Source organism: Pseudomonas sp. EB271-G4-1, from assembly GCF_058791355.1.
Window position 1 is genome coordinate 34,952 of sequence record NZ_JBYTEO010000039.1, and the last position, 25,793, is coordinate 60,744.

A 25,793-nucleotide genomic window follows, 5' to 3' on the forward strand; every position below is an offset into this window, starting at 1 on the left:
GGACTATGACTGGTCCCCTGCGGCCTTCTTGGTCACCCGGCGATATCGCGAATGGCGATCTCGCTCATGATGCGTTCCAGCACCTGGTCGATGGACAACTCCGTGGAATCCAGCCGTATGGCGTCAGCCGCCGGTTTAAGCGGGGCTACCGCTCGCTGGGTGTCACGCTCATCGCGTGCACGGATCTCATCTAGCAGACTCGACAGACTAACATCGTCGCCTTTGCCCTTCAACTGCAAATATCGACGACGCGCCCTTTCCTCGGCACTGGCGGTCAGGAAAATCTTCAGCGGCGCATCCGGAAACACCACGGTGCCCATGTCGCGACCATCGGCCACCAGGCCCGGCGCTTCCTGGAAGGCGCGCTGGCGCTGCAGCAGCGCCTCGCGCACCGCGGGCAATGCCGCCACCTGGGAGGCACCCGAGCCGACGCTTTCGGTACGGATCACATCGCTGACCTCGTCCCCTTCCAGGATGATGCGCTGCAGCTGACCTTCGGTCGCCGCGATAAATTGCACATCCAGATGAGCGGCGAGTTTCTTCAGCAGCTCTTCATTGGTCAGGTCGACGCCGTGGTTGTGCGCGGCGAAGGCCAGCAGGCGGTACAGCGCACCGGAATCCAGCAGGTTCCAGCCCAGGCGCCGAGCCAGGATTCCGGCGATGGTGCCTTTGCCCGAGCCGCTTGGCCCATCAATGGTGATGACCGGTGCAATGCGCTTCACGACTGAGCCTCTTGGGCAACGCGGATACCGACCTGCGCGCACAGCGCGAGGAAGTTGGGGAACGAGGTCGCGACGTTGGCGCAGTCATGGATGCGGATCGGTGCAGTGGCGCGCAGCGAGGCGACGCTGAAGGCCATGGCAATCCGGTGGTCGCCGTGGCCGTGCACTTCACCGCCGCCGATCTGGCCGCCGTCGATAATGATGCCGTCCGGCGTCGGCTGGCATTTGACACCCAGTGCCAGCAGGCCATCGGCCATGACCTGGATACGGTCCGACTCCTTGACCCGCAGTTCTTCGGCGCCGGTCAGCACGGTGCGCCCTTCGGCACAAGCGGCAGCCACGAACAGCACCGGGAATTCGTCGATGGCCAGCGGAACCAGCGCTTCGGGAATCTCGATACCTTTAAGTTTAGCTGCCCGCACGCGCAGGTCAGCCACTGGCTCGCCACCCACTTCACGCTGGTTTTCCAGGGTGATGTCAGCGCCCATCAGGCGCAGGATGTCGATGACGCCGGTACGGGTCGGGTTGATGCCGACATGCTCGAGCACCAGCTCCGAACCTTCGGCGATCGATGCGGCCACCAGGAAGAACGCCGACGACGAGATGTCGCCCGGCACTTCGATATGGGTCGCGGTCAGCTTGCCGCCCGACTCGACCGAGGCCGTTGCACCGTCAACGCTCACCGGGTAGCCGAAGCCACGCAGCATGCGCTCGGTGTGGTCACGGGTTGGCGCAGGCTCGGTGACGGTGGTCTTGCCTTCAGCGTACAGACCCGCCAGCAGCAGGCAGGATTTAACCTGGGCACTGGCCATCGGCATGGTGTAGGTCAGGCCCTTGAGCTTGTTGCCGCCACGGATGGTCATCGGCGGACGACCTTCGGCAGCGGTTTCAATGACCGCGCCCATCTCGCGCAGCGGGTTAGCCACGCGATTCATCGGGCGCTTGGACAGCGAAGCGTCGCCGGTCAGGGTGCTGTCGAAGTCTTGCGCGGCCAGCAGGCCGGACAACAGGCGCATCGAGGTGCCGGAGTTACCCAGGTAGATCGGGCCCGGTGCTGGCTTGAGGCCATGTAGGCCGACGCCGTGAATGGTCACACGACCATGGTGCGGGCCTTCGATGACCACGCCCATGTCACGGAACGCCTGCAGGGTCGCCAGGGCGTCTTCGCCCTCGAGGAAACCTTCGACTTCGGTGACGCCTTCGGCCAGGGAGCCCAGCATGATCGAACGGTGGGAAATCGACTTGTCACCTGGTACGCGAATCCGACCGGACAGGCGGCCACCAGGTTGAGCCAGGAAAATCAGATCGTTGGAATTCATAGCGTCCACATAGGCCCGACGGGCCAGGATTTTACTGAAATGCTCGCGGGCAACCCGGGCGCGCGTGAAAACGCCCAACAATTGGTGCCCATCCCCTGCATCGACCGCGTCGCGCAAGGCGTCGAGGTCGCTGCGAAATGTATCGAGTGTGCGCAGGACAGCCTCGCGGTTAGCGAGGAAGATGTCATGCCACATGACCGGGTCGCTCCCGGCGATTCTTGTGAAATCGCGGAAGCCGCCCGCAGCGTAACGGAAGATCTCAAGATTTTCATTGCGCTTGGCCAGCGAGTCGACCAGGCCGAATGCCAGCAAGTGCGGCAGATGACTGGTGGCCGCCAGCACTTCGTCGTGCCGTTCGACCTGCATGTGCTCGACATCGGCGCCCAGTTCGCGCCACAGGCGATCGACCACGGCCAAGGCTTGCGGATCGGTCTGATCCAGCGGCGTGAGGATCACTTTGTGGCGACGGAACAGGTCGGCATTGGAGGCTTCCACCCCACTCTGCTCGGAACCGGCGATCGGATGGCCCGGCACGAAACGCGCCGGCATGCCGCCAAAGGCTTCGCTCGCCGCACGCACGACGTTGCCCTTGGCACTGCCAACGTCAGTCAGGATCGCTTGCCCAAGGTCCATGCCGGCCAATCGGCCGAGCATTTTTTCCATGGCGAGGATCGGCACAGCTAGCTGGATCACGTCGGCACCCTGGCAAGCCACCGCCAGGTCTTCTTCGCAACGATCCACCACGCCCAATTCAACGGCCAGCTTGCGCGACTGCGGGTCGAGGTCGACCCCGACCACTTCGCGGCACAGGCCACTTTCGCGCAAACCCTTGGCAAACGAACCGCCGATCAACCCCAGGCCGACCACCACCAGGCGCCCGATCAAAGGCTCAGCAGATTGCGGCACAGTGACATCAACCACGAGCCATAACCTTGGCCAGCGCCTCAAGGAAGCGGCTGTTTTCCGCCGGCAGACCGATGGTAACGCGCAAGTGGTTCGGCATGCCGTAGTTGGCCACCGGGCGCACGATCACGCCTTCGCGCAGCAAGCCCTGGAACACCGGAGCCGCTTCGCGATTTAGATCAACGCAGATGAAGTTGCCCTTGGAAGGAATCCAGCCCAGGCCCAACTCACGGAAACCCGCTTCCAGTTGCTGCATGCCCGACTCGTTCAAGCGACGACTTTCCGCCAGGTATTCGGCGTCTTGCAGTGCAGCGCACGCAGCGGCCAAGGCCAGGCTGTTGACGTTGAACGGTTGGCGCACGCGGTTCAACACATCGGCGACCACGGCGGTGGACAAGCCATAACCGACTCGCAATGCCGCCAGGCCGTAGGCCTTGGAGAACGTGCGCGACACCAGCAGGTTCGGGTAAGCCGCCAGGAAGTCCAGGCCGTCCGGCAAGTCGCTGCCTTCGGCGTATTCAATGTAGGCTTCGTCCAGCACCACCAACACGTGCTCCGGCACGTCCTGGAGGAATTCGTCCAGCGCCTCGGTATCGAACCAGGTCCCGGTTGGGTTGTTCGGGTTGGCGATGAAGACTACGCGGGTATTGGCGTCGATGGCCGCCAGCATGGCCGGCAGGTCATGGCCCCAGTCCTTGGCCGGAATAACCTTGGCCTGGGCGCCGACGGCCTGGGTCACGATCGGGTAGACCGCAAACGCATGCTCGCTGAACACCGCATTCAGGCCCGGCGCCAGGTAGGCGCGTGCGACCAGCTCAAGGATGTCATTGGAGCCGTTGCCCAATGTCACCTGGTTCAGCTCGACGCGGCACTGTTCGGCCAGCAGGGTCTTGAGCGCAAAACCATTGCCGTCTGGATAACGGGTCAGTTCGACCAGGGCATCACGGATGGCGGCCAGGGCCTTGGGGCTCGCGCCCAACGGGTTTTCGTTGCTGGCCAGCTTGACGATGCTGGCCGGATCGAGATCCAGCTCACGCGCCAGTTCGTCCACGGGTTTGCCCGGAACGTAAGGCGAAAGTTGTTGCACGCCCGGCTGTGCCAGAGCGAGGAAATTGCCACTCATTTGCTACCGCCCCTTAGAGAACTGCTTTCGGGTAGGAACCCAGCACTTTGAGTGCTACTGCTTCCTGACTGATCTTTTCCAGCACACCTTTTACCAGCGGGTCGCGGTGGTGGCCGACGAAGTCGATGAAGAACACGTAGGTCCATTTGCCGCTGCGCGACGGACGGGTCTCGATTCGCGTCAGGTCGATGCCATTGTCGTGGAACGGCACCAGCAATTCGTGCAGCGCGCCCGGCTTGTTGCTCATCGAGACGATGATCGAGGTCTTGTCGTCGCCAGTCGGCGGCACTTCCTGGTTACCGATCATGAGGAAGCGCGTGGAGTTGTCCGGACGGTCCTCGATTTTCTCGGCCAATCGGGTCAGCCCGTAGAGACCGGCCGCCATGTCGCCGGCAATCGCCGCCGAGTTCCACTCGCCCTTGACCCGCTTGGCCGCTTCGGCGTTGCTGGACACCGCCACGCGCTCGACATTCGGGTAGTGGGCGTCCAGCCACTTGCGGCACTGGGCCAGGGACTGGGCGTGGGAGTAGATGCGGCTGATGCTGTCGGTCTTGGTGTTTTCACCGACCAACAGGTGGTGGTGAATCCGCAACTCGACTTCACCACAGATCACCATGTCGTGCTCGAGGAAGCTGTCGAGGGTGTGGTTGACCGCGCCTTCGGTAGAGTTTTCCACCGGGACAACGCCGAAATTCACCGCACCGGCCGCCACTTCGCGGAACACTTCGTCGATGGCCGCCATCGGCTTGCTGATCACCGCGTGGCCGAAGTGTTTCAGGGCCGCCGCCTGGGTGAAGGTACCTTCAGGGCCCAGGTACGCGACTTTCAACGGTTGCTCGAGGGCCAGGCACGAGGACATGATTTCGCGGAACAGCCGCGCCATCTCCTCGTTGCCCAGCGGCCCCTGGTTGCGCTCCATGACACGCTTGAGCACCTGAGCTTCGCGCTCGGGACGATAGAACACCGGCACTTCGCCTTCGGCCAGCGAAGCCATCTTTACTCGCGCAACTTCCTGGGCGCAGCGTGCGCGCTCACTGATCAGCTCCAGGACCTTTTCGTCCAGGGCATCGATGCGCAGGCGCAGTGCCTTGAGTTCTTGCTCAGACATTAGCCGTGTTCCTTCTCGAACTCTGCCATGTACGCCACCAGCGCGTTGATCGCGTTGATGTCGACGGCGTTATAGATGGAGGCGCGCATGCCGCCCACGGAGCGGTGGCCCTTGAGGTTCAGCAGGCCACGCTCGTCGGCGCCAGCCAGGAACGGCTTGTCCAGACGGTCATCGGCCAGGCGGAACGGTACGTTCATCCACGAGCGGTCCGACTTGTTGATCGGGTTGCTGTAGAGGCCGCTGGCATCGATGAAGTCGTACAGCGTGCGCTGCTTGACGTCATTGAGCTTGCCGATGGCCTCGACACCGCCCTGCTCTTTCAGCCACTCGAACACCAGGCCGGACAGGTACCAGGCCAGGGTTGGCGGGGTGTTGTACATGGAGCCGTTGTCGGCCGCGACCTTGTAGTCGAGCATGGTCGGGCAAATGGAACGGGCGCGACCGAGCAGGTCTTCGCGAACGATGTTCACGACGATACCGCTCGGGCCGATGTTCTTCTGGGCGCCGGCGTAGATCATGCCGAAGCGCGAGACATCGATCGGGCGCGAGAGGATGTCCGAAGACATGTCGGCCACCAACGGCACGTCACCGGTCTCGGGAACCCACTGGAATTCCAGGCCGCCGATGGTTTCGTTCGGCGCGTAGTGAACGTAGGCCGCGTCCTTGGACAGCTGCCATTCATTCTGGCCAGGAATGGCGAAATAGTCGTAGGGCTTGGCGGTGGCGGCAACATTGACGTTACCGAAGCGCAACGCTTCCTCGATGGCTTTCTGCGACCAGATACCGGTGTCGATATAGTCGGCGGTGCCGCTTTCAGGCAGCAAGTTCAGCGGAATCTGGGCAAATTGCTGGCTGGCGCCGCCTTGCAGGAACAGCACTTTATAGTTCGAGGGGATATTCAGCAGATCACGCAGATCCTGCTCGGCCTTGGTGGCAATGGACACGAACTCATCGCTGCGATGGCTCATTTCCATGACCGACAGGCCCTTGCCGTGCCAGTCGAGGAGTTCACCCTGGGCGCGCTGCAGGACAGCTTCGGGAAGCGCCGCAGGACCGGCGCAGAAGTTATAGGCTCTCTTGCTCACATCCAATCTCGCTCTGATTTGGTGGTATCACGCAATAAATCACATTATCAATCGACACAGGGGCCCTGCTGAAGCAGGCACCTGTGGGAGCGAGCCTGCTCGCGAATGCATCACCGCGGTGTTTCAGAGATACCGCGGCGCCTGCTTCGCGAGCAGGCTCGCTCCCACAGGGGATATCCATGGGTGTCGACATTTTCCTCTCGGACAAACAACAAGGGGGCGAATTTTCATCCGCCCCCTGTTTACCCGCTTATTCCTGTGGTTCTTCGTCAGCGGCGGCGTCGAGTTGCTGGTCTTCGACGATGTCGTCGATCACTGCAGCGCCTTCGAACACAGCACCTTCTTCGCCTTCCAGCTCTTCACCCTCGACTTCCGAAGGCTCCTGGACCCGCTCCAGACCAACCAGCGTTTCATCGTTGGCCAGCTTGATCAGGGTCACGCCCTGGGTATTACGCCCCAGGCTCGACACTTCGTCGACACGGGTACGCACCAGGGTGCCCTGGTCGGAGATCAGCATGATTTCCTCGCCGTCGAGCACCTGGACCGCACCGACCAGACGGCCGTTGCGCTCGTTGCTGACCATGGCGATCACGCCCTGGCCGCCACGCTTGTACTCAGGGAACTCGGTGATCGCCGTACGCTTGCCATAACCACGCGCCGAAGCGGTGAGGATCTGGCTGCCTTCTTCCGGGATCAGCATGGAAATCAGCTTCTGACCTTCTGGCAGGCGCATGCCGCGCACACCACGAGCGGTACGGCCCATGGCACGAACGTCGGATTCCTTGAAGCGCGTTACCTTGCCGCCGTCGGAGAACAGCATGACTTCGCGCTCGCCATCGGTAATGGCCGCGGAAATCAGCACGTCGCCTTCGTCCAGCTCCAGCGCGATCAGGCCGACGCTGCGTTGACGGCTGAAGGATTCCAGCGGGGTCTTCTTCACGGTGCCGTTGGCGGTGGCCATGAAGATGAAGTGACCTTCGGTGTATTCCTCGACCGGCAGCATGGTGGTGATGTATTCACCATCATCCAGCGGCAGCAGGTTGACCAGAGGACGACCACGGGCAGCACGGGAGGCTTCAGGGATTTCGTAGGTTTTCAGCCAGTACACCTTGCCCTTGCTGGAGAACAGCAGCAGCGTGGTGTGGCTGTTGGCAACCAGCAGGTGAGCGATGTAGTCCTCATCCTTGACGCCGGTCGCCGACTTGCCTTTACCGCCACGACGCTGGGCCTGGTACGCCGCCAGTGGCTGGGTCTTGGCATAGCCACCGTGGGAAATGGTCACCACGCGATCTTCTTCCGGGATCATGTCGCCCAGGGTCAGGTCTAGACGCGCATCGAGGATTTCGGTACGGCGCACGTCGCCGTATTCGGCACGGATCACTTCCAGCTCTTCGCGGATCACTTCCATCAGGCGCGTGGCGCTGTTGAGGATGCGGATCAGCTCGCCGATCTGGTTGAGGATCTCTTGATACTCGGCCAGCAGCTTTTCGTGTTCCAGGCCGGTCAGGCGGTGCAGACGCAGTTCCAGGATGGCTTGCGCCTGCTCTGGCGACAGGAAGTACTTGCCGTCGCGCAGGCCGTACTGCGGGTCGAGGTTTTCCGGACGGCACGAATCGGCGCCGGCACGTTCAACCATCGCCACTACCGCCGAGGACTCCCAAGGGGTGCTGACCAGCGCTTCCTTGGCTTCCGACGGGGTCGGCGAAGCCTTGATCAGGGCGATGACCGGGTCGATGTTCGACAGGGCAACCGCTTGACCTTCGAGGATGTGCCCACGCTCGCGCGCCTTGCGCAGTTCGAACACGGTACGACGAGTGACGACTTCGCGACGGTGACGCACGAAGGCTTCCAGCAGGTCCTTGAGGTTCAGGATGCGTGGACGGCCGTCGATCAGCGCGACGATGTTGATGCCGAATACCGCTTGCAGCTGGGTCTGGGCGTAGAGGTTGTTGAGGATCACCTCAGGCACTTCGCCGCGACGCAGCTCGATCACGACGCGCATACCGTCCTTGTCGGACTCGTCGCGCAGCTCGGTGATACCTTCGAGCTTCTTCTCCTTGACCAACTCGGCGATCTTCTCGATCAGACGGGCTTTGTTCAGCTGGTAAGGGAGTTCGGTGATGACGATCTGCTGGCGGCCACCGACCTTGTCGATGTCTTCGATCATCGAGCGGGCGCGCATGTAGATGCGCCCCCGACCGGTACGGTAGGCCTCGATGATGCCGGCGCGACCGTTGATGATCGCGGCGGTCGGGAAGTCCGGACCGGGGATGTACTGCATCAGCTCGTCGACGGTCAGCTCGGGGTTGTCGATGAGCGCCAGGCAACCGTCGATGACTTCACCGAGGTTGTGCGGCGGAATGTTGGTCGCCATGCCCACGGCGATACCGCTGGAGCCGTTGACCAGCAGGTTGGGAATACGGGTCGGCATGACCGCCGGGATCATTTCGGTGCCGTCGTAGTTCGGCACCCAGTCCACGGTTTCTTTGTGCAGGTCAGCCAGCAGCTCGTGCGCCAGCTTGGTCATGCGCACTTCGGTGTATCGCATGGCCGCGGCGTTGTCGCCGTCCACCGAACCGAAGTTGCCCTGGCCGTCTACCAGCAGGTAGCGCAGGGAAAATGGCTGCGCCATCCGAACGATGGTGTCGTACACCGCGGTGTCACCGTGCGGGTGATACTTACCGATCACGTCACCGACAACACGGGCAGATTTCTTGTACGGCTTGTTGAAGTCGTTGCCCAGCTCGCTCATCGCGAACAGCACGCGCCGGTGCACGGGCTTCAAGCCATCGCGCGCATCCGGCAGTGCCCGCCCGACAATTACGCTCATCGCGTAGTCGAGGTAGGACTGCTTCAGCTCGTCTTCGATATTGACCGGGAGGATTTCTTTGGCCAGTTCGCCCATGAGAAGCCTGATTCCTTTTTCTGGTGAAACTTCGTCTCATCCATATGGGACGAACGAAGCTCGCCGCTGCAGGCTGAGTGCCATGCACCGACTTACGACAAATCAACGAGTTATGCCATGGATCTGCGCAGTAAAGGTCACCCCGCGGGGCAACCTTGGAAACCGCCGGATGTTATCACAAGAGCCGCCACGCACCTATCCCCCTGATGCGCATGGAGCATAGTTAGTTGACCGATGACAGGCTTGAAGGGGATCAGAGGGGCTTAGAGCAGTGCTGAATGGAGAACCAGGGTCAGATTCACGCTGTTTTAATGCTTTCAGGCCCCCTTCGCGAGCAGGCTCGCTCCCACAATGATTCGTCATTGCGCCGCCCATTGCGGCCACACCGCGAATATTGTGGGAGCGAGCCTGCTCGCGAAGGCAATTTATCAGGCACCAGAGATCATCAATGCAGGCGCTTGCGACACATCAACTGCGCCATCTTCGCCGTATCCGGGCGCTCGACGATGCCTTTTTCGGTGACGATCACGTCGATCAGGTCTGCCGGGGTCACGTCGAACACCGGGTTGAACGCATCGATATCGGCCCCGAGCCGCTGGCCACCCACCTCCAGTAGTTCGCGCTCATCGCGCTCCTCGAGCACAATGTCGTCGCCGCTGGCCAAGCCCATGTCGATGGTCGAGCTCGGCGCCACCACCATGAAGCGCACCCCGTGGTGCATGGCATTGACGGCCAATTGGTAGGTGCCGATCTTGTTGGCCACGTCGCCATTGGCGGTAATGCGGTCTGCCCCGACGATGACCCAGGTGACGCCCTTGGTCTTCATGATGTGTGCAGCGGCGGAATCGGCACTGAGGGTCACCGGGATGCCTTCGTTGGCCAGCTCCCAGGCGGTCAGTCGCGAGCCTTGCAGCCATGGCCGGGTTTCGCCGGCATACACGCGCTCGACCATCCCCTCGATGAAGGCGCCGCGAATCACCCCCAGCGCCGTGCCGAAGCCACCGGTGGCCAGTGCGCCGGTGTTGCAGTGGGTCAGGATCGCCTGGGCATTGCCCTGGTGCTTGCGGATCAGGTCGACGCCCAGTTGCGCCATGGTCAGGTTGGCTTCGCGGTCGCTCTCATGGATGGCCAGGGCCTCGGCCTCCAGCACGGACAAAGGGTCGGCGTGCTTTTTCAGCCGAGCCAGGCGTTCGCGCATGCGACCGAGTGCCCAGGACAGGTTGACGGCGGTCGGACGGGTGGCGGCCAACTGCGCGAAATCCTCTTCCAGCGCTTCCTGCCAATGGCCACCCTCGGCAAATCGGGCCCGCGCCGCCAGCACCACGCCATAGGCCGCACTGATGCCGATGGCTGGCGCGCCGCGCACCACCATCGAGCGAATGGCTTCCGCCACGCCCGCCGCACTGGTGCAGGCGATCCAGGTTTGCTCGAACGGCAAAACACGCTGATCCAGCAGGTACAGGGTGCCATCACGCCAATCGATGGCCTTAACCTTCTCAGCAGCCAACAGTCGATCGCGCATCCCACACCCCGCAGTCAGAAACAAAAGCCGCCGATTATAGCGATCCCCCGGCGAAGACGCTCGGGTATACTTCGCCATCCTTTACAAAAGCCCTGGAACCGATCCTCGATGCCGAACACTGCCATTGCGCTCGATCTGTTGTTGCTGCCAACCTGGCTGGTACCCGTCGAACCCGCTGGCGTCGTGCTCAAGGATCATGGCCTGGGCATCCGCGACGGGCGCATCGTTTTCATCGGTCCGCGCCGCAACGCCCTGCAGCTTAACGCAATCGAAGTGCGTGAACTGCCGGACATCCTGCTCAGCCCCGGCCTGATCAATGCCCACGGGCATGCGGCAATGACCCTGTTTCGCGGCCTGGCCGACGATCTGCCGCTGATGACGTGGCTGGAAAACCACATCTGGCCGGCCGAGGCCAAGTGGGTCGACGAGGATTTCGTCCGCGACGGCACGGACCTGGCCATCGCAGAGCAACTCAAGGGCGGCATCACCTGCTTCTCTGACATGTATTTCTTCCCGAAGGTTGCCAGCGAGTGCGCGCACAACAGCGGCATTCGCGCGCAAATTGCGATTCCGATCCTCGATTTCCCGATCCCGGGCGCCAGCACGGCGGACGAGGCGATTCGCCAGGGTGTCGAGCTGTTCGGCGATCTCAAGCATCACGAACGCATTAAAATCACCTTCGCCCCCCATGCCCCCTACACCGTGGGCGATGAAAACCTGGAAAAGATCCGGGTGATCGCCGAAGAGCTGGATGCGTCGATCCACATGCATGTGCATGAAACCGCCTTCGAGGTGCGGCAAGCCGTCGAACAGCAGGGTGAACGGCCGCTGGCCCGCCTGGCGCGCCTGGGCTTGCTGGGGCCGCGCTTCCAGGCGGTGCACATGACCCAGGTCAGCGACGAAGACCTGGCGTTGCTGGTAGAAAGCAACACCCATGTCATTCACTGCCCGGAGTCGAACCTGAAGCTGGCCAGCGGCTTCTGCCCGGTGGAGCGCTTGTGGCAGGCCGGGGTCAACGTGGCCCTCGGCACCGACGGCGCCGCCAGCAACAATGACCTGGACTTGCTGGGTGAAACCCGCACCGCCGCCCTGCTGGCCAAGGCCGTCGCGGGTTCGGCCACCGCACTGGACGCCCACAGCGCCCTGCGCATGGCCACCCTCAACGGCGCACGCGCACTGGGGATCGAAGCCGAGGTGGGCTCGCTGGAAATCGGCAAGGCCGCCGACATTGTGGCGTTCGACCTCTCGGGCCTGGCCCAGCAACCGGTCTATGACCCGGTATCGCAGCTTATATATGCGTCAGGCCGCGATTGCGTGAAACACCTTTGGGTCGCGGGCAAGCAACTGCTCGACGACCGCCGCCTGACACGCATGGATGAACAACAACTCGTCGCCACCGCCAAGGCCTGGGGCCAGCGCATCAGCGGCCGCAAAGAATCGTAAGCCTCCCCGGACTCAACACCGGGGCTACAGGATTTTTCAAGTTTTAGAGGACTTAAACCATGAGCAACGTCGACTACGCCGAAATCGCCAAATTCGAAGCCCTGGCCCATCGCTGGTGGGACCGCGAGAGCGAATTCAAACCGCTTCATGACATCAATCCGTTGCGCGTGAACTGGATTGACGAACGCGTCAACCTGGCCGGCAAGAAGGTCCTCGACGTCGGTTGCGGCGGCGGCATCCTCAGTGAAGCCATGGCCCAGCGCGGCGCGACCGTGACCGGTATCGACATGGGCGAAGCGCCACTGGCGGTGGCACAACTGCATCAGCTGGAATCGGGCGTGAACGTCGAATACCGGCAGATCACCGCCGAGGCCCTGGCCGAGGAAATGCCTGAACAGTTCGACGTGGTGACCTGCCTGGAAATGCTCGAGCACGTACCGGACCCATCCTCGGTGATTCGCGCTTGTTTCCGCATGGTCAAGCCGGGCGGCCAGGTGTTCTTCTCCACCATCAACCGCAACCCGAAGGCGTACCTGTTCGCCATCGTTGGCGCCGAATACATCATGAAGCTGTTGCCACGCGGCACCCATGACTTCAAGAAATTCATCCGTCCTTCCGAGCTAGGTGCCTGGAGCCGCATGGCCGGCCTGACCGTCAAGGACATCATTGGCCTGACCTACAACCCGCTGACCAAGCATTACAAACTGGCGTCCGACGTGGACGTCAACTACATGATCCAGACCCTGCGCGAGGAGTAAGCCGATGCGTATCAGAGCAGTTCTTTTCGACATGGACGGCACCCTGCTCGACACCGCGCCGGACTTCATTGCGATTTGCCAGGCGATGCGTGCCGACCGCGGCTTGCCGCCGATCAACGACAAGCACATCCGCGATGAAATCTCCGGCGGTGCCAAGGCGATGGTCGCAGTGACCTTCTCCATGGACCCGGAGTCCCCGGGTTTCGAGGCATTGCGCCTGGAGTTCCTCGAGCGTTACCTGGTGGGTTGCGCGGTTCACAGCAAACTGTTTGACGGCATGGGCGAACTGCTGGCCGATATCGAGAAGGCCAACCTGATCTGGGGCGTGGTCACCAACAAGCCGCTGCGTTTCGCCGAGCCGATCATGCAGCAGCTGGGGCTGGCCGAGCGTTCGGCCCTGCTGATTTGCCCGGATCACGTGAAGAACAGCAAGCCGGACCCGGAGCCGTTGATCCTCGCCTGCAAGATGCTCGACCTCGATCCGGCCAGCGTGCTGTTCGTGGGCGATGACCTGCGCGATATCGAATCCGGGCGTGATGCCGGCACCCGGACGGCCGCCGTCACGTTCGGCTACATCCACCCGGACGATAATCCGCGGCATTGGGGGGCGGATGTGGTGGTCGATCATCCGCTGGAGTTGCGCAAGGTGCTTGATAGCGCCCTATGTGGCTGCTGATTAACGTCAAAAGATCGCAGCCTTCGGCAGCTCCTACAGGGGATCGATGTGCATCCTGTAGGAGCTGCCGCAGGCTGCGATCTTTTCAGCTCTATTGATGGATTATGTAGAGGGTTTTTTCATGTTTGATTATTCCGCCCGCCCCGATCTGCTCAAAGGCCGGGTCATCCTGGTCACCGGTGCCGGTCGCGGCATTGGCGCTGCCGCCGCCAAAACCTATGCCGCCCATGGCGCCACCGTCCTGTTGCTGGGCAAGACCGAAGCCAACCTGACCCAGGTCTACGACGAGATCGAAGCCGCCGGCCATCCGCAACCGGCCGTGATCCCGTTCAACCTCGAGACCGCCCTGCCCCATCAATACGATGAGCTGGCGGCGATGATCGAGAGCGAATTCGGCCATCTGGATGGCTTGCTGCACAACGCATCGATCATCGGCCCGCGCACCCCGATCGAACAGCTGTCCGGGGAAAATTTCATGCGCGTCATGCAGGTCAATGTCAACGCCATGTTCATGTTGACCAGTACCCTGTTGCCACTGCTCAAGCTGTCCCAGGACGCCTCGGTCGTGTTCACCTCCAGCAGCGTCGGGCGCAAGGGTCGCGCGTATTGGGGCGCCTACGGTGTCTCGAAATTCGCCACCGAAGGCCTTATGCAAACGCTGGCCGACGAAGTCGACGGCGTGGCGCCGGTCCGCTCCAACAGCATCAACCCAGGGGCCACTCGCACCAGCATGCGCGCCCAGGCGTATCCGGGCGAAAACCCGCTGAACAACCCAACGCCTGAGGAGATCATGCCGGTCTACCTCTACCTGATGGGCCCGGACAGCACCGGAATCAACGGCCAGGCATTCAACGCCCAGTAATACCGTCTGTCGCTTTTGTGCCGCGTCGGCTTCCCGACGCGGCATGCCCGTTAGAACATGCTTTCAGTCAAACAACCGTCGCGCAGTTCCCTTCGCCACCTTTATCGCTTATCAACCTATTGATTGGTAACGGTATTTAATACAATTCAGCCTATTGGCACGACTTTCGCTCAGCATTTGCTTGAACAGGCCGTGGGAAAGCAGAGTGCGCAAGACCAAATTGCCGATTACTAATCTGCGATAAAGCAGATTAAGCTTGTACGAAATGTCCTAAGGGACTGACGGACCAGTATGACGCGTAGCCAAGAGGCGCTCGCACCCAGCTTGTAAGACAGCCTTACTGCTCAAAGGCGCACGCCATATGAAACCACCTTCCCAGACCAACGCAATTGACTTTGACAGCGCCAAATTGCAACGCCTGGGCTTTGGTCAGCAGCCACCGATTCTGGAGAGGCCCGTCAGCCTTGCGCAGCTGCGCCAGCAATTGAACCTGCAGCTGCAAACCAGCCTTGAGCCGCAACGCATACTCGGGCTGTTCTACCGCGAAATCCAGCGACTGGTCCCCCTTGATGCTTTGATCTACCAGCACAAGAGCAGTGACTTGCGCCTGGAATTCGGCCAGCGGGGCCACCACTCGATCAGCTACAGCCTGAGCCACGAAGGCGAGCACCTGGGCGAACTGATCTTTCGCCGCAACCAGCGCTTCAGCGAACAGGAACAGGCCAACCTCGAGTCTCTGCTGGCCGCGTTGCTCTACCCTATGCGCAATACCCTGCTGTACCGCGCCGCCACCCAAAGTGCATTGCGTGACCCACTGACCGACACCGGCAATCGCATCGCCATGGACCAGACGCTGCAGCGGGAAATCGAGCTGGCGCGACGTCATATGCAGCCCCTGTCGCTGTTGATGCTGGACATCGATCACTTCAAGCGGGTCAACGACACCCATGGCCACAGCGCCGGTGATGACGTGCTCAAGGCGGTGGCCGCCTCGATCAAGAATCAGCTGCGCAACGTCGACATGGTGTTTCGCTACGGTGGCGAAGAGTTCCTGATCTTGTTATCCAACACCAGCCGGGAAGCGGCAGCCCTGGTCGGCGAACGCCTGCGGTGTGCAGCGCAGGCCGAGGATTATCCAGCCGATGGCCACACGGTGGAGCTGACCGTCAGCCTCGGCTGCTCGACCCTGCTGCCCGGCGAATCCGCCGAGAGCCTGTTGCGCAGGGCCGACAGCGCGCTGTACGTCGCCAAGCGCGAGGGGCGTAACCGCTTGACGATGGCGGGGTGATATTCCGGTACAGTGGGTAATGCGTACGGCTCCCGATCAGGCCGGACGGTAGGCCGCCTCGCGCATGCTTTTGATTTGGCGTTTGATTTTTTTGCCCTCCTCACGCCCTGAGCCTGTCCGTCAATCTGTGACTACCTCCAGCGACGCCTCTACCGACGTTGATCCATTCCGCGTCAAAGCCTGTGGAGATTGTTGTCTGAGTACATATCCATTGCTGCGGTAACGACCACCTAGGGTTCCGCTTTTACAGCGGGTCACTTTGAAAAGCGGAGCGCCGACCGGCGCAAAGTAAGCAAACGCTCTTGCCCCACCACTCGGTGCCTCGCTAAGGCTCGGCATGCCAGAACGAAGGCATTGCTCCGTGGGTCGCCGCGATGGGCCATCCCTGGCCCAGCGCGGCTAAACCGGCGTCCTGCCGGTTTACCCGCTGCGCAATGCCTGCGTTCGGCCATCGTGGTTTACGGGGCGCCCAAAATCTAAAGCCAAAGCGAGGCGGCCTTAAAGACGACCTGATTTCAAGTGAGCACGTACCCCTGTAGGAGCGATGCTTGCTCGCGATGGACGTCAACGATAACGCGCCCTGTCTGGATGAACGCATTGCCTGGAAGTCCATCGCGAGCAGGCTCGCTCCTACAGGGGGGATGAGTACAACCGCTAAATCATGTCGGCTTTAAGGCCGCCTCGCTTTGGCTTTTGCTCTGCTTTGGCTTTTGATTTTCTTGCCCCATCGAGAGGCTTCGTTCCGGTTCTGCGCAGTGGGTAAACCGGCAAGGATGCCGGTTTAGCCGCGCTGGGCCAAGGATGGCCCATCGCGGCGACCCACGGAGCAGGACCGGAGCGAGGGTATGCCGAGCCTTAGCGAGGCACCGAACGCCAGGGGCAAGAGCCCTTGGTTACTTAGGGCCGGGCGGCGTTCCGTTTTTCCAAGTGACTCGCTGTAAGAGCGAAACCCTAGGTGGCCGTTACCGCAGAAATGGATATGTACTCCGTCAACAAACAATAGGTCGGCTGTCAGGCCGCCATCGCTGCAATGCGGCGACCCGACAAGCCAGCTCCCACAGGGTTTGTTATCAGGATTCAGCGCACCGCCCCACGCAACTCACCCACCATCGCCTGCAACCTGGCCGGCTGCGCCGCTTCAACGGCCACCATCGGCCCCGCCACCAGCGTCACCCGCGACCACAACCGGCGAAACAGCCCCTTGCCCGGATCGCGGCTGAAGAAACTGCCCCACAACCCCTGCAACGCCAAGGGAATGACCGGCACCGGAGTTTCTTCGAGAATGCGCGTGAGCCCACCCTTGAACTCGTTGATCTCGCCATCGGTGGTCAATTTGCCCTCGGGAAAGATGCACACCAACTCTCCGTCCTTCAGGTATTTCGCGATGCGCGTGAAGGCTTTTTTGTAGATCTGGATGTCTTCGTGACGACCCGCGATCGGAATCGTCCCCGCGGTGCGAAAGATGAAATTGAGCACCGGCAAGTTATAGATCTTGTAGTACATCACGAAGCGGATCGGTCGACGCACCGCACCGCCAATCAGCAAGGCATCGACGAACGACACATGATTGCACACCAGCAACGCCGCCCCCTCATCGGGAATCATGTCGAGGTTGCGATGCTCTACGCGGTACATCGAATGGCTGAGCAGCCAGATCATGAAACGCATGGTGAACTCGGGAACGATCCTGAAGATGTAGGCGTTGACGCCGATGTTGAGCAACGACACCACCAGGAACAACTGCGGGATCGACAGCTTGACCAGGCTCAGCAGGATGATCGAGACGATCGCCGACACCACCATGAACAGCGCGTTGAGAATATTGTTGGCGGCGATCACCCGGGCCCGTTCGTTCTCGGCGGTGCGCGACTGGATCAGGGCATACAGCGGCACGATGTAGAAACCGCCGAACACGCCCAGGCCGAGGATGTCGAGCAATACAAGCCAGGCGTGGCCGAAACCAAGGATCTCGAGCCAGCCATGACCCACGGCGCTGTCGGGAATCCCGCCGGAATGCCACCACAGCAACAAGCCAAACACCGTCAACCCGAATGAGCCGAACGGCACCAGGCCGATTTCGATTTTGCGCCCGGAGAGTTTTTCGCAAAGCATCGAGCCCACGGCAATGCCGACCGAGAACACCGTCAGGATCAAGGTCACGACGGTTTCGTCACCGTGCATCCATTCCTTGGCATAGGCCGGGATCTGCGTCAGGTAGATCGCCCCGACAAACCAGAACCATGAGTTGCCGACGATCGAACGCGATACCGCCGGCATCTGCCCCAGGCCCAGCTTCAGGGTGGCCCAGGACTGACTGAAGATGTTCCAGTTCAGGCGCATTTCCGGCGAGGCCGCCGCGGCCCTCGGAATACCGCGACTGGCCAGGTAGCCGAGCACGGCGATAGCGATGATCGCGGTGGAAACCACCGGCGCGTAATGACTGGACGACATCATGATGCCGGCGCCGATGGTCCCGGCGAGAATGGCCAGGAAGGTGCCCATTTCCACCAGGCCGTTGCCACCCACCAGTTCGTCTTCATGCAGGGCCTGGGGCAGGATCGAGTACTTCACCGGCCCGAACAGCGCCGAGTGCGTGCCCATGGCGAACAGGGCCAGCAACATCAACGACAGGTGATCGAACAGGAAGCCCACCGCCCCCACCGCCATGATGACGATTTCCCCCAGCTTGATCAGGCGGATCAGCGCATCCTTGGCGAACTTCTCGCCGAACTGCCCGGCCAGCGCCGAAAACAGGAAAAACGGCAGGATGAACAGCAGCGCACACAGGTTGACCCAGATCGAACGGTCGCCTTCGATCGACAACTTGTACAAGATGGCGAGGATCAACGACTGCTTGAAGATGTTGTCGTTGAACGCCCCGAGGGACTGGGTCACGAAGAACGGCAGGAAACGCCGGGTGCGCAGCAAGGTGAACTGTGAAGGGTGACTCATCTTCCATGTGTCCCTGAAGCTTGTGAGTGGGTAACGAATGGCGTGGATACCGTCATTGGAATGTCGCACGTCGATCCAGGCCACACATTACCTAATCTTTGCCGGTTATTTCTTTAATCCTGCAATGCACGGCGAGACAAACAATTCGCCGCGCCAGGCGCCTTGCACCGTACGCTTGGCGACGATCAGCCACATCACGATCAGCAGGCTCACCAGCACACAACCAAAGACATTGAAAAACACCAGGTGCAGCGTGCTGGCCAGTTTCAACGTTGCCAGAGAATAGACGCCCAACGGAAAGGTGAAACCCCACCAGCCGAGATTGAAAGGAATGCCGGCGCGCAGATAACGCAAGGTAATCAGCACCGCCATCAGCATCCACCACAGGCCAAATCCCCACAGGGTGACCCCGGCGACCAGGCCCAGCCCCGCGGCAATTTCACCGACACCCGATAAACCGTTGGCGGCAAAAATTGCCGGCGCATCGGCGCCCAACAGCAACATGCCCAGTGCACCGGTACCGATCGGCCCGAGCGCCAGCCAACTCGAAGCCGCCATGTTTTCGTGGGGCAGTTTATGCAGCGCCATGCGCAGCAGCAAAATCGTCAGGATGCTGAACGCCACCGGCAGGGAAAATGCCCAGAGCACGTAGCTGGTCACCAGCATCACCAGTTGCCCATGCGCATCGGCCAGGTGTGGCGCCAGCAAGCCACCGCTGGCGGCCGCGACTTCCGCTGCCACGACCGGCAGCAGCCATACAGCGGTCATCTGATCGATGCTGTGCTCCTGGCGAGTGAACATCAGGAAGGGAATCAGCACCCCGCACGCCACGGACATCGCCACGTCCAGCCACCACAAGGCCTCTGCCAGGTGAATCACACCCTCGCCCCAGCGCGGCAAGCCGAAGACTACAAAGCCATTGATGATGGTCGCCAGGCTCATGGGGATCGTGCCGAAAAACATCGAAACCGTGGAGTGGCCGAAAATCCGCCGCGCCTCATCGAAAAACAGCACCCAGCGTGCCGCGTACAGCACCGTGAACAACAGGAATAGAAAGATGTTGAACAACCAAAGGGTTTCGGCAATGGCGTGCAGCACTGGACTGGCAACGGGCAATTGCATCAACGCCAAGGCCAGCACCCCGGTGCCCATGGTGGCGGCGAACCAGTTAGGGGTGAACTGGCGGATGACTTCGCGCGGGTGCTGCAAATGGCTGAACGGTTTGATTCCGGGATTGAGGGTATTGGGGCATGTCATGGCGAACTCCTGTCCTCTCGTGAGGTGGAGTCCATCTTAGATCCAGATAGAATATCTATATAACGGGTAATATCTCTAACTGTTATCTATTTTGCAGATATAAAATCATTCGCCCGCAACACACGCCCGGCCTGTGCGCTGCCGCCACAACATCAGCAAGGCGCCGACAGCGAGAATAATTAGCCCCGCCCCATAGCCATCGGCAGTCGCCACCAGGCCGAACGTATGCGTCAGGTTTCCGGCCAGGAACGACGGCAGGCAGAACGCCAGGTAACTGAGCACGTAATACGCCGACATCAATCCCGCCCGCTCATGGGGCAAGGCCAAGGGCACCAGACTGCGTACAGCACCCAAGAAACCGGCGCCGAAGCCACAGCCGGCCACCAGGGTGCCAAGGAAAAACAGTGGCAGACTCGCGCCGTGCACGCCCAACAGGATCAGCACGATACCCGCCGGCAGTAAACTTGTGCCCAGCTGCAGCGCTTTGCCCGCGGGTTGGTTGCGCAGGGTGAAAATCATCGCGGCACCGGTCAATGTCAACGCCGCGACCGTTGCTCCGCCGATCAGGTTCGAGGTCGAACCGGTGGCCGTACGCACCAGCGACGGCGCCAATGATGCGTAAAAACCGCCAAGCGCCCAAGTCGCCACATTGAGCGGCAATACCCGCCACAGGGTCGAGCGTGCTTGTACGGGCACATGCAGGGTCGGGCGCAACGATGCCCAGGCCCCGGCCTGTGGCGATACGCTTTCCGGCAAACGCCAGACATACACCGCCTGCAGCGCAAACAGGGCGAGCAGCAGCCAGTAAGTCAATTGCAGGGGCGCGGGGGCGAACTCCGCCAGCAGGCCACAGCCCATGCCGCCCATGGCCATGCCGAGCAAGGGCGCAACGCTATTGATCAGCGGCCCTTGCTGGCGATCGACATCCAGCAAGGTGGCACTGAGCACGGCGGTCGCCATGCCGGTGGCAAAACCTTGCAGCACCCGGGCACCGATCAGCCAGGCAACGCTATCGGCGTAGATAAACAGCAGCATCGCCACGCCGTTCAGCACGACAGCCGTGAAAATCACCGGCTTGCGCCCCAGGTAGTCCGAGAGCGAACCCACCGTCAACAACGCAGCCAGCAGGCTAAGGGCATACACGCCGAAAATCAGGGTGAGCATGGCAGCGGAAAACTGCAGCTGCTCCTGATACAAGTGATACAACGGCGTCGGCGCCGTGGAAGCCGCCAGGAAACTGAGCAAGGTGATAGCCAGGAACCACAGGCTGGCACGGTTCGGATGGGAATTGGGCATGGACACGCTCCGCAAAAGCTAATTGTTTGCTTTTGCGGAGTGTGCTACCGGCTGGCGCTTAAAGCAAATTCTTTGTGTTAAGGTCCGGCATGGCCCTACAGAGCCCCGTAAAACAGGACATTTGCAATGACAGCGCCCACTCTACGCCCCGGCGGCCGCAGCGCCCGGGTTCAGGAATCGATCCACACCGCCGTGCGCGAACTGCTTGAAGAGCAAGACCGCGCCAGCGTCACCGTGCCGCAAATTGCCGCGCGCGCGGGGGTCACGCCTTCGACCATTTATCGGCGCTGGGGAGACCTGTCGGCGCTGCTGGCGGACGTCGCCCTGGCCCGCATGCGACCGGAAACCGAGTCGGCCAATACCGGCAGCCTGCTGGGTGATGTGCGAGCCTGGGCGGATCAGTACCTGGACGAGATGAGCTCCGCGCCCGGTCGGAACATGCTGCGCGACGTGCAATCGAGCCTGAAACCGAGCTATTGCGCGACGATCATTGGCGGGCAATTGCAGGTGATTCTGGATCGCTACCCGGATCAGCCCAAGCCTGGCGTCGACCGGCTGATCAATATGGTCGCGGCACCCATTGTGTTTCGTATCCTGTTTTCCGAGGCGCCACTGGAGAGTGAGGAGTTGCATCGGTTGATCGAGATTGCGTTGAATCAGTAAGACCGCCTTCGCGAGCAGGCTCGCTCCCACATTGGATCTGCGTCGTACACGGATTAAATGTGGGAGCGGGCTTGCTCGCGAACGAGGACCGCACAGACACCAAAGATCTGACAGCCCACAACCCTGCGACACCCCGCCACGCCACGACCTTGGTCGACACTGACTAACCCCGGCCATCGTGCGAGACTGTCTGTCCGGGCGGGAGGCCCGGGTGTCTTTGGTTGCCTGGAGTTCCCATGTCGCTGTCCAGCGGGCTGATTGCCGTCGTCGCCCTGGCCTATATGGCCATCATGTTCGCCATCGCCTTCTACGGCGACCGTCGCAGCGCGCCCCTGCCGCCGCGGATGCGGGCCTGGGTGTACAGCCTGTCGCTGGCGGTCTACTGCACCAGCTGGACCTTCTTCGGTGCGGTGGGCCAGGCGGCCGAGCAGCTCTGGTCCTTCCTGCCGATCTACCTCGGGCCGATCCTGTTGTTGCTCGGTGCGCCGTGGGTCCTGCAAAAAATGGTGATGATCAGCAAGCAGGAGAACATCACCTCGATTGCCGACTTCATTGCCGCCCGCTACGGCAAATCGCAGTCCTTGGCGGTGGTGGTGGCGCTGATCTGCCTGGTCGGCGTGCTGCCCTACATCGCACTGCAGCTCAAGGGCATCGTGCTCGGTGTGAACCTGCTGATCGGTGCCGGCGCCGATGCCATGGGGGTTCGCGCGCAAGACACTGCGCTGGTGGTGTCCCTCGTACTGGCGCTGTTCACCATCGTCTTCGGCACGCGCAACCTCGATGCCACGGAACACCACCGCGGCATGGTATTGGCGATTGCGTTCGAGTCGCTGGTCAAGCTGTTCGCTTTCCTGGCGGTGGGCGCCTACGTGACTTTCGGCCTCTACGACGGTTTCGATGACCTGTTCGACCAGGCCATGCTCGCCCCGCGCCTGGAGGAATACTGGAAGGAGACCATCAACTGGCCATCGATGGTGGTGCAGACCGGCGTGGCGATGATGGCGATCATCTGCCTGCCGCGGCAGTTTCACGTGACCGTGGTCGAGAACATCGACCCGCAGGATCTGCGCCTGGCCAAATGGGTGTTCCCGGCCTACCTGGCCCTGGCGGCCTTGTTTGTCGTGCCGATCGCGCTGGCGGGCCAGATGCTGCTGCCCAGCTCCGTGCTGCCGGACTCCTTTGTCATCAGCCTGCCGCTGGCCCAGGCTCATCCTGCCCTGGCGCTGCTGGCCTTTATCGGCGGCGCATCGGCGGCCACGGGCATGGTGATCGTGGCCAGCGTGGCGCTGTCGACCATGGTCTCCAACGACATGCTGCTGCCCTGGCTGCTGCGCCGCAACAATGCCGAGCGCCCATTCGAGGTTTTTCGCCAGTGGATGCTGTCGGTGCGCCGCGTGACCATCGTGGTCATCCTGCTGCTGGCCTACGTCAGTTATCGACTGCTGGGATCGACCGCCAGCCTGGCGACCATCGGCCAGATCGCCTTCGCCGCCGTGACGCAACTGGCACCGGCGATGCTCGGCGCGCTGTACTGGAAACAGGCGAACCGCCGCGGCGTATTTGCCGGACTCGCCGCCGGTACATTCCTGTGGTTCTACACACTGGTCCTGCCGATTGCCGCCCATAGCCTGGGTTTATCCCTGAACAGTTTTCCGGGTCTGGCCTGGCTGCACAGCAATCCATTGAATCTGCCAATCACCCCGCTGACCCAAGGCGTGGTGCTGTCGCTGGCGGGCAACTTCACGCTGTTCGCCTGGGTCTCGGTGTTGTCGCGCACCCGCGTGTCGGAGCACTGGCAGGCCGGGCGCTTCATCGGCCAGGAAATCAGTGCCCGACCCAGCGCCCGCTCGATGCTCGCGGTACAGATCGACGATCTGCTGCAACTGGCCGCGCGCTTCGTCGGTGAAGAACGCGCGCGGCAGAGCTTCATTCGTTTTGCCTACCGCCAGGGCAAGGGCTTCAATCCGAACCAGAACGCCGATGGTGAGTGGATCGCCCACACCGAACGATTGCTCGCGGGTGTGCTGGGTGCTTCATCGACGCGTGCGGTGGTAAAAGCCGCCATTGAAGGCCGTGAAATGCAACTCGAAGACGTCGTGCGCATCGCCGACGAGGCTTCCGAAGTCCTGCAATTCAACCGCGCGCTGCTGCAAGGCGCGATCGAGAACATCACCCAGGGCATCAGCGTGGTCGACCAGTCGCTGAAGCTGGTGGCCTGGAACCGCCGCTACCTGGAGCTGTTCAACTACCCGGATGGCCTGATCAGCGTCGGCCGGCCGATTGCCGACATCATCCGCTACAACGCCGAGCGCGGCTTGTGCGGCCCCGGTGAAGCGGAAGTGCACGTCGCGCGTCGCCTGCACTGGATGCGCCAAGGTCGGGCGCACACGTCCGAACGGCTGTTCCCCAATGGCCGGGTGATTGAACTGATCGGCAACCCGATGCCCGGCGGCGGCTTCGTCATGAGTTTCACCGACATCACGGCGTTCCGCGAAGCCGAGCAGGCGTTGACCGAGGCCAATGAGGGCCTGGAACAGCGTGTCGCGGAGCGCACGCACGAGCTGTCGCAACTCAACGTAGCCCTGACCGAAGCCAAGGGCACCGCCGAAGCCGCGAATCAGTCGAAGACCCGATTCCTGGCGGCGGTCAGCCATGACCTCATGCAACCGTTGAACGCCGCGCGCCTGTTTTCCGCCGCCCTGACTCACCAGGACGACGGTTTGTCCACCGAGGCGCAAAAACTGGTCCAGCACCTGGACAGCTCGCTGCGATCGGCCGAAGACCTGATCAGCGATTTGCTGGACATTTCCCGCCTGGAAAACGGCAAGATCAACCCGGATGCCAAGCCGTTCGCGCTCAATGAGTTGTTCGACACCCTGGGTGCCGAGTTCAAGGCGCTGGCGCGGGACCAGGGCCTGGAATTTCGCGTCAGGCGCAGTTCGCTGCGCATCAACAGCGACATAAAGCTGTTGCGCCGCATCCTGCAGAATTTCCTCACCAACGCTTTCCGCTATGCCAAGGGGCCGGTGCTGCTGGGCGTGCGCCGTCGCCAGGGTGAGGTGTGCCTTGAAGTGTGGGACCGTGGGCCAGGCATTCCGGAAGACAAGCAACAGGTGATATTCGAAGAATTCAAACGCCTCGACAGCCATCAGACCCGCGCCGAGAAAGGGCTTGGCCTGGGGCTGGCGATCGCCGACGGATTATGTCGCGTGCTGGGGCACAAGCTACGCGTGCGCTCGTGGCCGGGACGCGGCAGCGTGTTCAGTGTGAGCGTCCCCCTGGCCCGCGCGCTAGCCGCGCTGCCGGCCCAGCCTACCGAACTCAATGGCAAACTGCCCAGCGGCGCCCAGGTACTGTGCATCGACAATGAAGACAGCATCCTGATCGGCATGAACAGCCTGCTCACCCGCTGGGGCTGCCAAGTCTGGACCGCGCGTAACCGCGAGGAATGCATGGCCCTGCTCAGCGATGGCCTGCGTCCGCAATTGGCACTGGTGGATTACCACCTGGACGATGGCGAAACCGGGACCGAACTGATGGCCTGGCTGCGCACCCGACTGGGCGAGCCGGTACCCGGCGTGGTCATCAGCGCCGACGGGCGCCCCGAGACCGTGGCCCAGGTGCATGCTGCGGGGTTGGATTATTTGGCCAAGCCAGTGAAACCGGCGGCATTGCGGGCGTTGTTGAGTCGGCATTTGCCGCTATAACGCTTTCGCTTTAGCCCGCGGGCCCTGCGCACCGATCGTTCCCATGCTCCGCGTTCCGCTTTCGGCGCAAGGCTTGAGTCGGGTGCAAGGGTGACGCCGAGCGTCACGGGATGCATTCCCACGCAGAGCGTCACTAGTGTCCGGTAAAAACCGAAGGGGGAGCTTGCTCCCCCTTGCTGTTGGCGGCCGTCAGTCATAATCGGA

The 25,793-nt window shown here is 61.8% G+C and carries 17 protein-coding genes; 7 read left to right on the forward strand and 10 right to left on the reverse strand.

The features are described 5' to 3' along the window. Positions 1-32: 32 nt before the first annotated feature. From cmk to mtnA, 7 genes are all read right to left on the reverse strand, one after another. Entirely contained in the window at positions 33-722 is a 690-nt protein-coding gene (gene cmk / locus AC3WWR_RS19570) for a (d)CMP kinase (protein ID WP_492598987.1), read from the reverse strand. After that, positions 719-2,926, reverse strand: a complete 2,208-nt coding sequence (locus AC3WWR_RS19575; RefSeq protein WP_033041276.1) for a bifunctional prephenate dehydrogenase/3-phosphoshikimate 1-carboxyvinyltransferase — start codon at positions 2,924-2,926, stop codon at positions 719-721. Before AC3WWR_RS19575 ends, cmk begins: the two co-directional genes overlap by 4 nt. A 28-nt stretch (positions 2,927-2,954) precedes the next feature. After that, positions 2,955-4,067 carry a histidinol-phosphate transaminase gene (hisC, locus tag AC3WWR_RS19580; protein ID WP_020800125.1) on the reverse strand — a complete coding sequence of 371 codons (1,113 nt, stop codon included), beginning with the start codon at positions 4,065-4,067 and terminating at the stop codon, positions 2,955-2,957. A 13-nt stretch (positions 4,068-4,080) separates the two neighbouring features. After that, entirely contained in the window at positions 4,081-5,175 is a 1,095-nt protein-coding gene (pheA, locus tag AC3WWR_RS19585; RefSeq protein WP_020800126.1) for a prephenate dehydratase, read from the reverse strand. After that, a complete protein-coding gene (serC, locus tag AC3WWR_RS19590) occupies positions 5,175-6,260 on the reverse strand; it encodes a 3-phosphoserine/phosphohydroxythreonine transaminase (RefSeq protein WP_492598988.1) in 1,086 nt (361 codons plus the stop codon). Before serC ends, pheA begins: the two co-directional genes overlap by 1 nt. A gap of 250 nt (positions 6,261-6,510) precedes the next feature. Next, a complete protein-coding gene (gene gyrA / locus AC3WWR_RS19595; protein WP_492598989.1) occupies positions 6,511-9,165 on the reverse strand; it encodes a DNA gyrase subunit A in 2,655 nt (884 codons plus the stop codon). Between the two features lie 445 nt (positions 9,166-9,610). Then, positions 9,611-10,687 (reverse strand): S-methyl-5-thioribose-1-phosphate isomerase, encoded by a 1,077-nt coding sequence (mtnA, locus tag AC3WWR_RS19600; protein WP_492598990.1) that lies wholly within the window; start codon positions 10,685-10,687, stop codon positions 9,611-9,613. A gap of 108 nt (positions 10,688-10,795) precedes the next feature. On the opposite strand from mtnA, the gene AC3WWR_RS19605 reads away from it, so the two are divergent. The 5 genes from AC3WWR_RS19605 to AC3WWR_RS19625 all read left to right on the forward strand — a co-directional run bounded on the left by AC3WWR_RS19605 (position 10,796) and on the right by AC3WWR_RS19625 (position 15,714). Beyond that, complete coding sequence (locus AC3WWR_RS19605; protein ID WP_454866415.1) at positions 10,796-12,130, forward strand: TRZ/ATZ family hydrolase; 1,335 nt, start codon at positions 10,796-10,798, stop codon at positions 12,128-12,130. Between the two features lie 59 nt (positions 12,131-12,189). Continuing rightward, positions 12,190-12,888 (forward strand): bifunctional 2-polyprenyl-6-hydroxyphenol methylase/3-demethylubiquinol 3-O-methyltransferase UbiG, encoded by a 699-nt coding sequence (gene ubiG / locus AC3WWR_RS19610; RefSeq protein WP_008065228.1) that lies wholly within the window; start codon positions 12,190-12,192, stop codon positions 12,886-12,888. 4 nt (positions 12,889-12,892) lie between these two features. Continuing rightward, positions 12,893-13,564 (forward strand): N-acetylmuramic acid 6-phosphate phosphatase MupP, encoded by a 672-nt coding sequence (gene mupP, locus AC3WWR_RS19615; protein WP_020800131.1) that lies wholly within the window; start codon positions 12,893-12,895, stop codon positions 13,562-13,564. A 121-nt stretch (positions 13,565-13,685) separates the two neighbouring features. After that, a complete protein-coding gene (locus tag AC3WWR_RS19620; RefSeq protein ID WP_020800132.1) occupies positions 13,686-14,426 on the forward strand; it encodes a YciK family oxidoreductase in 741 nt (246 codons plus the stop codon). A gap of 361 nt (positions 14,427-14,787) precedes the next feature. Continuing rightward, a complete protein-coding gene (locus AC3WWR_RS19625; protein ID WP_083348472.1) occupies positions 14,788-15,714 on the forward strand; it encodes a GGDEF domain-containing protein in 927 nt (308 codons plus the stop codon). Between the two features lie 1,077 nt (positions 15,715-16,791). Here the strand turns inward: AC3WWR_RS19625 and AC3WWR_RS19630 are convergent. From AC3WWR_RS19630 to AC3WWR_RS19640, 3 genes are all read right to left on the reverse strand, one after another. Further along, the gene (locus AC3WWR_RS19630; protein WP_492598991.1) at positions 16,792-18,666 is read right to left on the reverse strand and encodes an MFS transporter; all 1,875 of its coding nucleotides are present in this window, start codon (positions 18,664-18,666) and stop codon (positions 16,792-16,794) included. A gap of 105 nt (positions 18,667-18,771) precedes the next feature. Continuing rightward, positions 18,772-19,923, reverse strand: coding sequence for a TDT family transporter (locus tag AC3WWR_RS19635; RefSeq protein WP_492598992.1), 1,152 nt, complete (start codon positions 19,921-19,923; stop codon positions 18,772-18,774). A 105-nt stretch (positions 19,924-20,028) separates the two neighbouring features. After that, positions 20,029-21,219 (reverse strand): MFS transporter, encoded by a 1,191-nt coding sequence (locus AC3WWR_RS19640; protein ID WP_492598993.1) that lies wholly within the window; start codon positions 21,217-21,219, stop codon positions 20,029-20,031. A 126-nt stretch (positions 21,220-21,345) separates the two neighbouring features. Here AC3WWR_RS19640 and AC3WWR_RS19645 point away from each other — a divergent pair, with 126 nt between their 5' ends. Continuing rightward, the gene (locus AC3WWR_RS19645; protein ID WP_492598994.1) at positions 21,346-21,882 is read left to right on the forward strand and encodes a TetR/AcrR family transcriptional regulator; all 537 of its coding nucleotides are present in this window, start codon (positions 21,346-21,348) and stop codon (positions 21,880-21,882) included. Between the two features lie 236 nt (positions 21,883-22,118). Continuing rightward, the gene (locus tag AC3WWR_RS19650) at positions 22,119-25,589 is read left to right on the forward strand and encodes a hybrid sensor histidine kinase/response regulator (protein ID WP_492598995.1); all 3,471 of its coding nucleotides are present in this window, start codon (positions 22,119-22,121) and stop codon (positions 25,587-25,589) included. Positions 25,590-25,793: the final 204 nt, after the last annotated feature.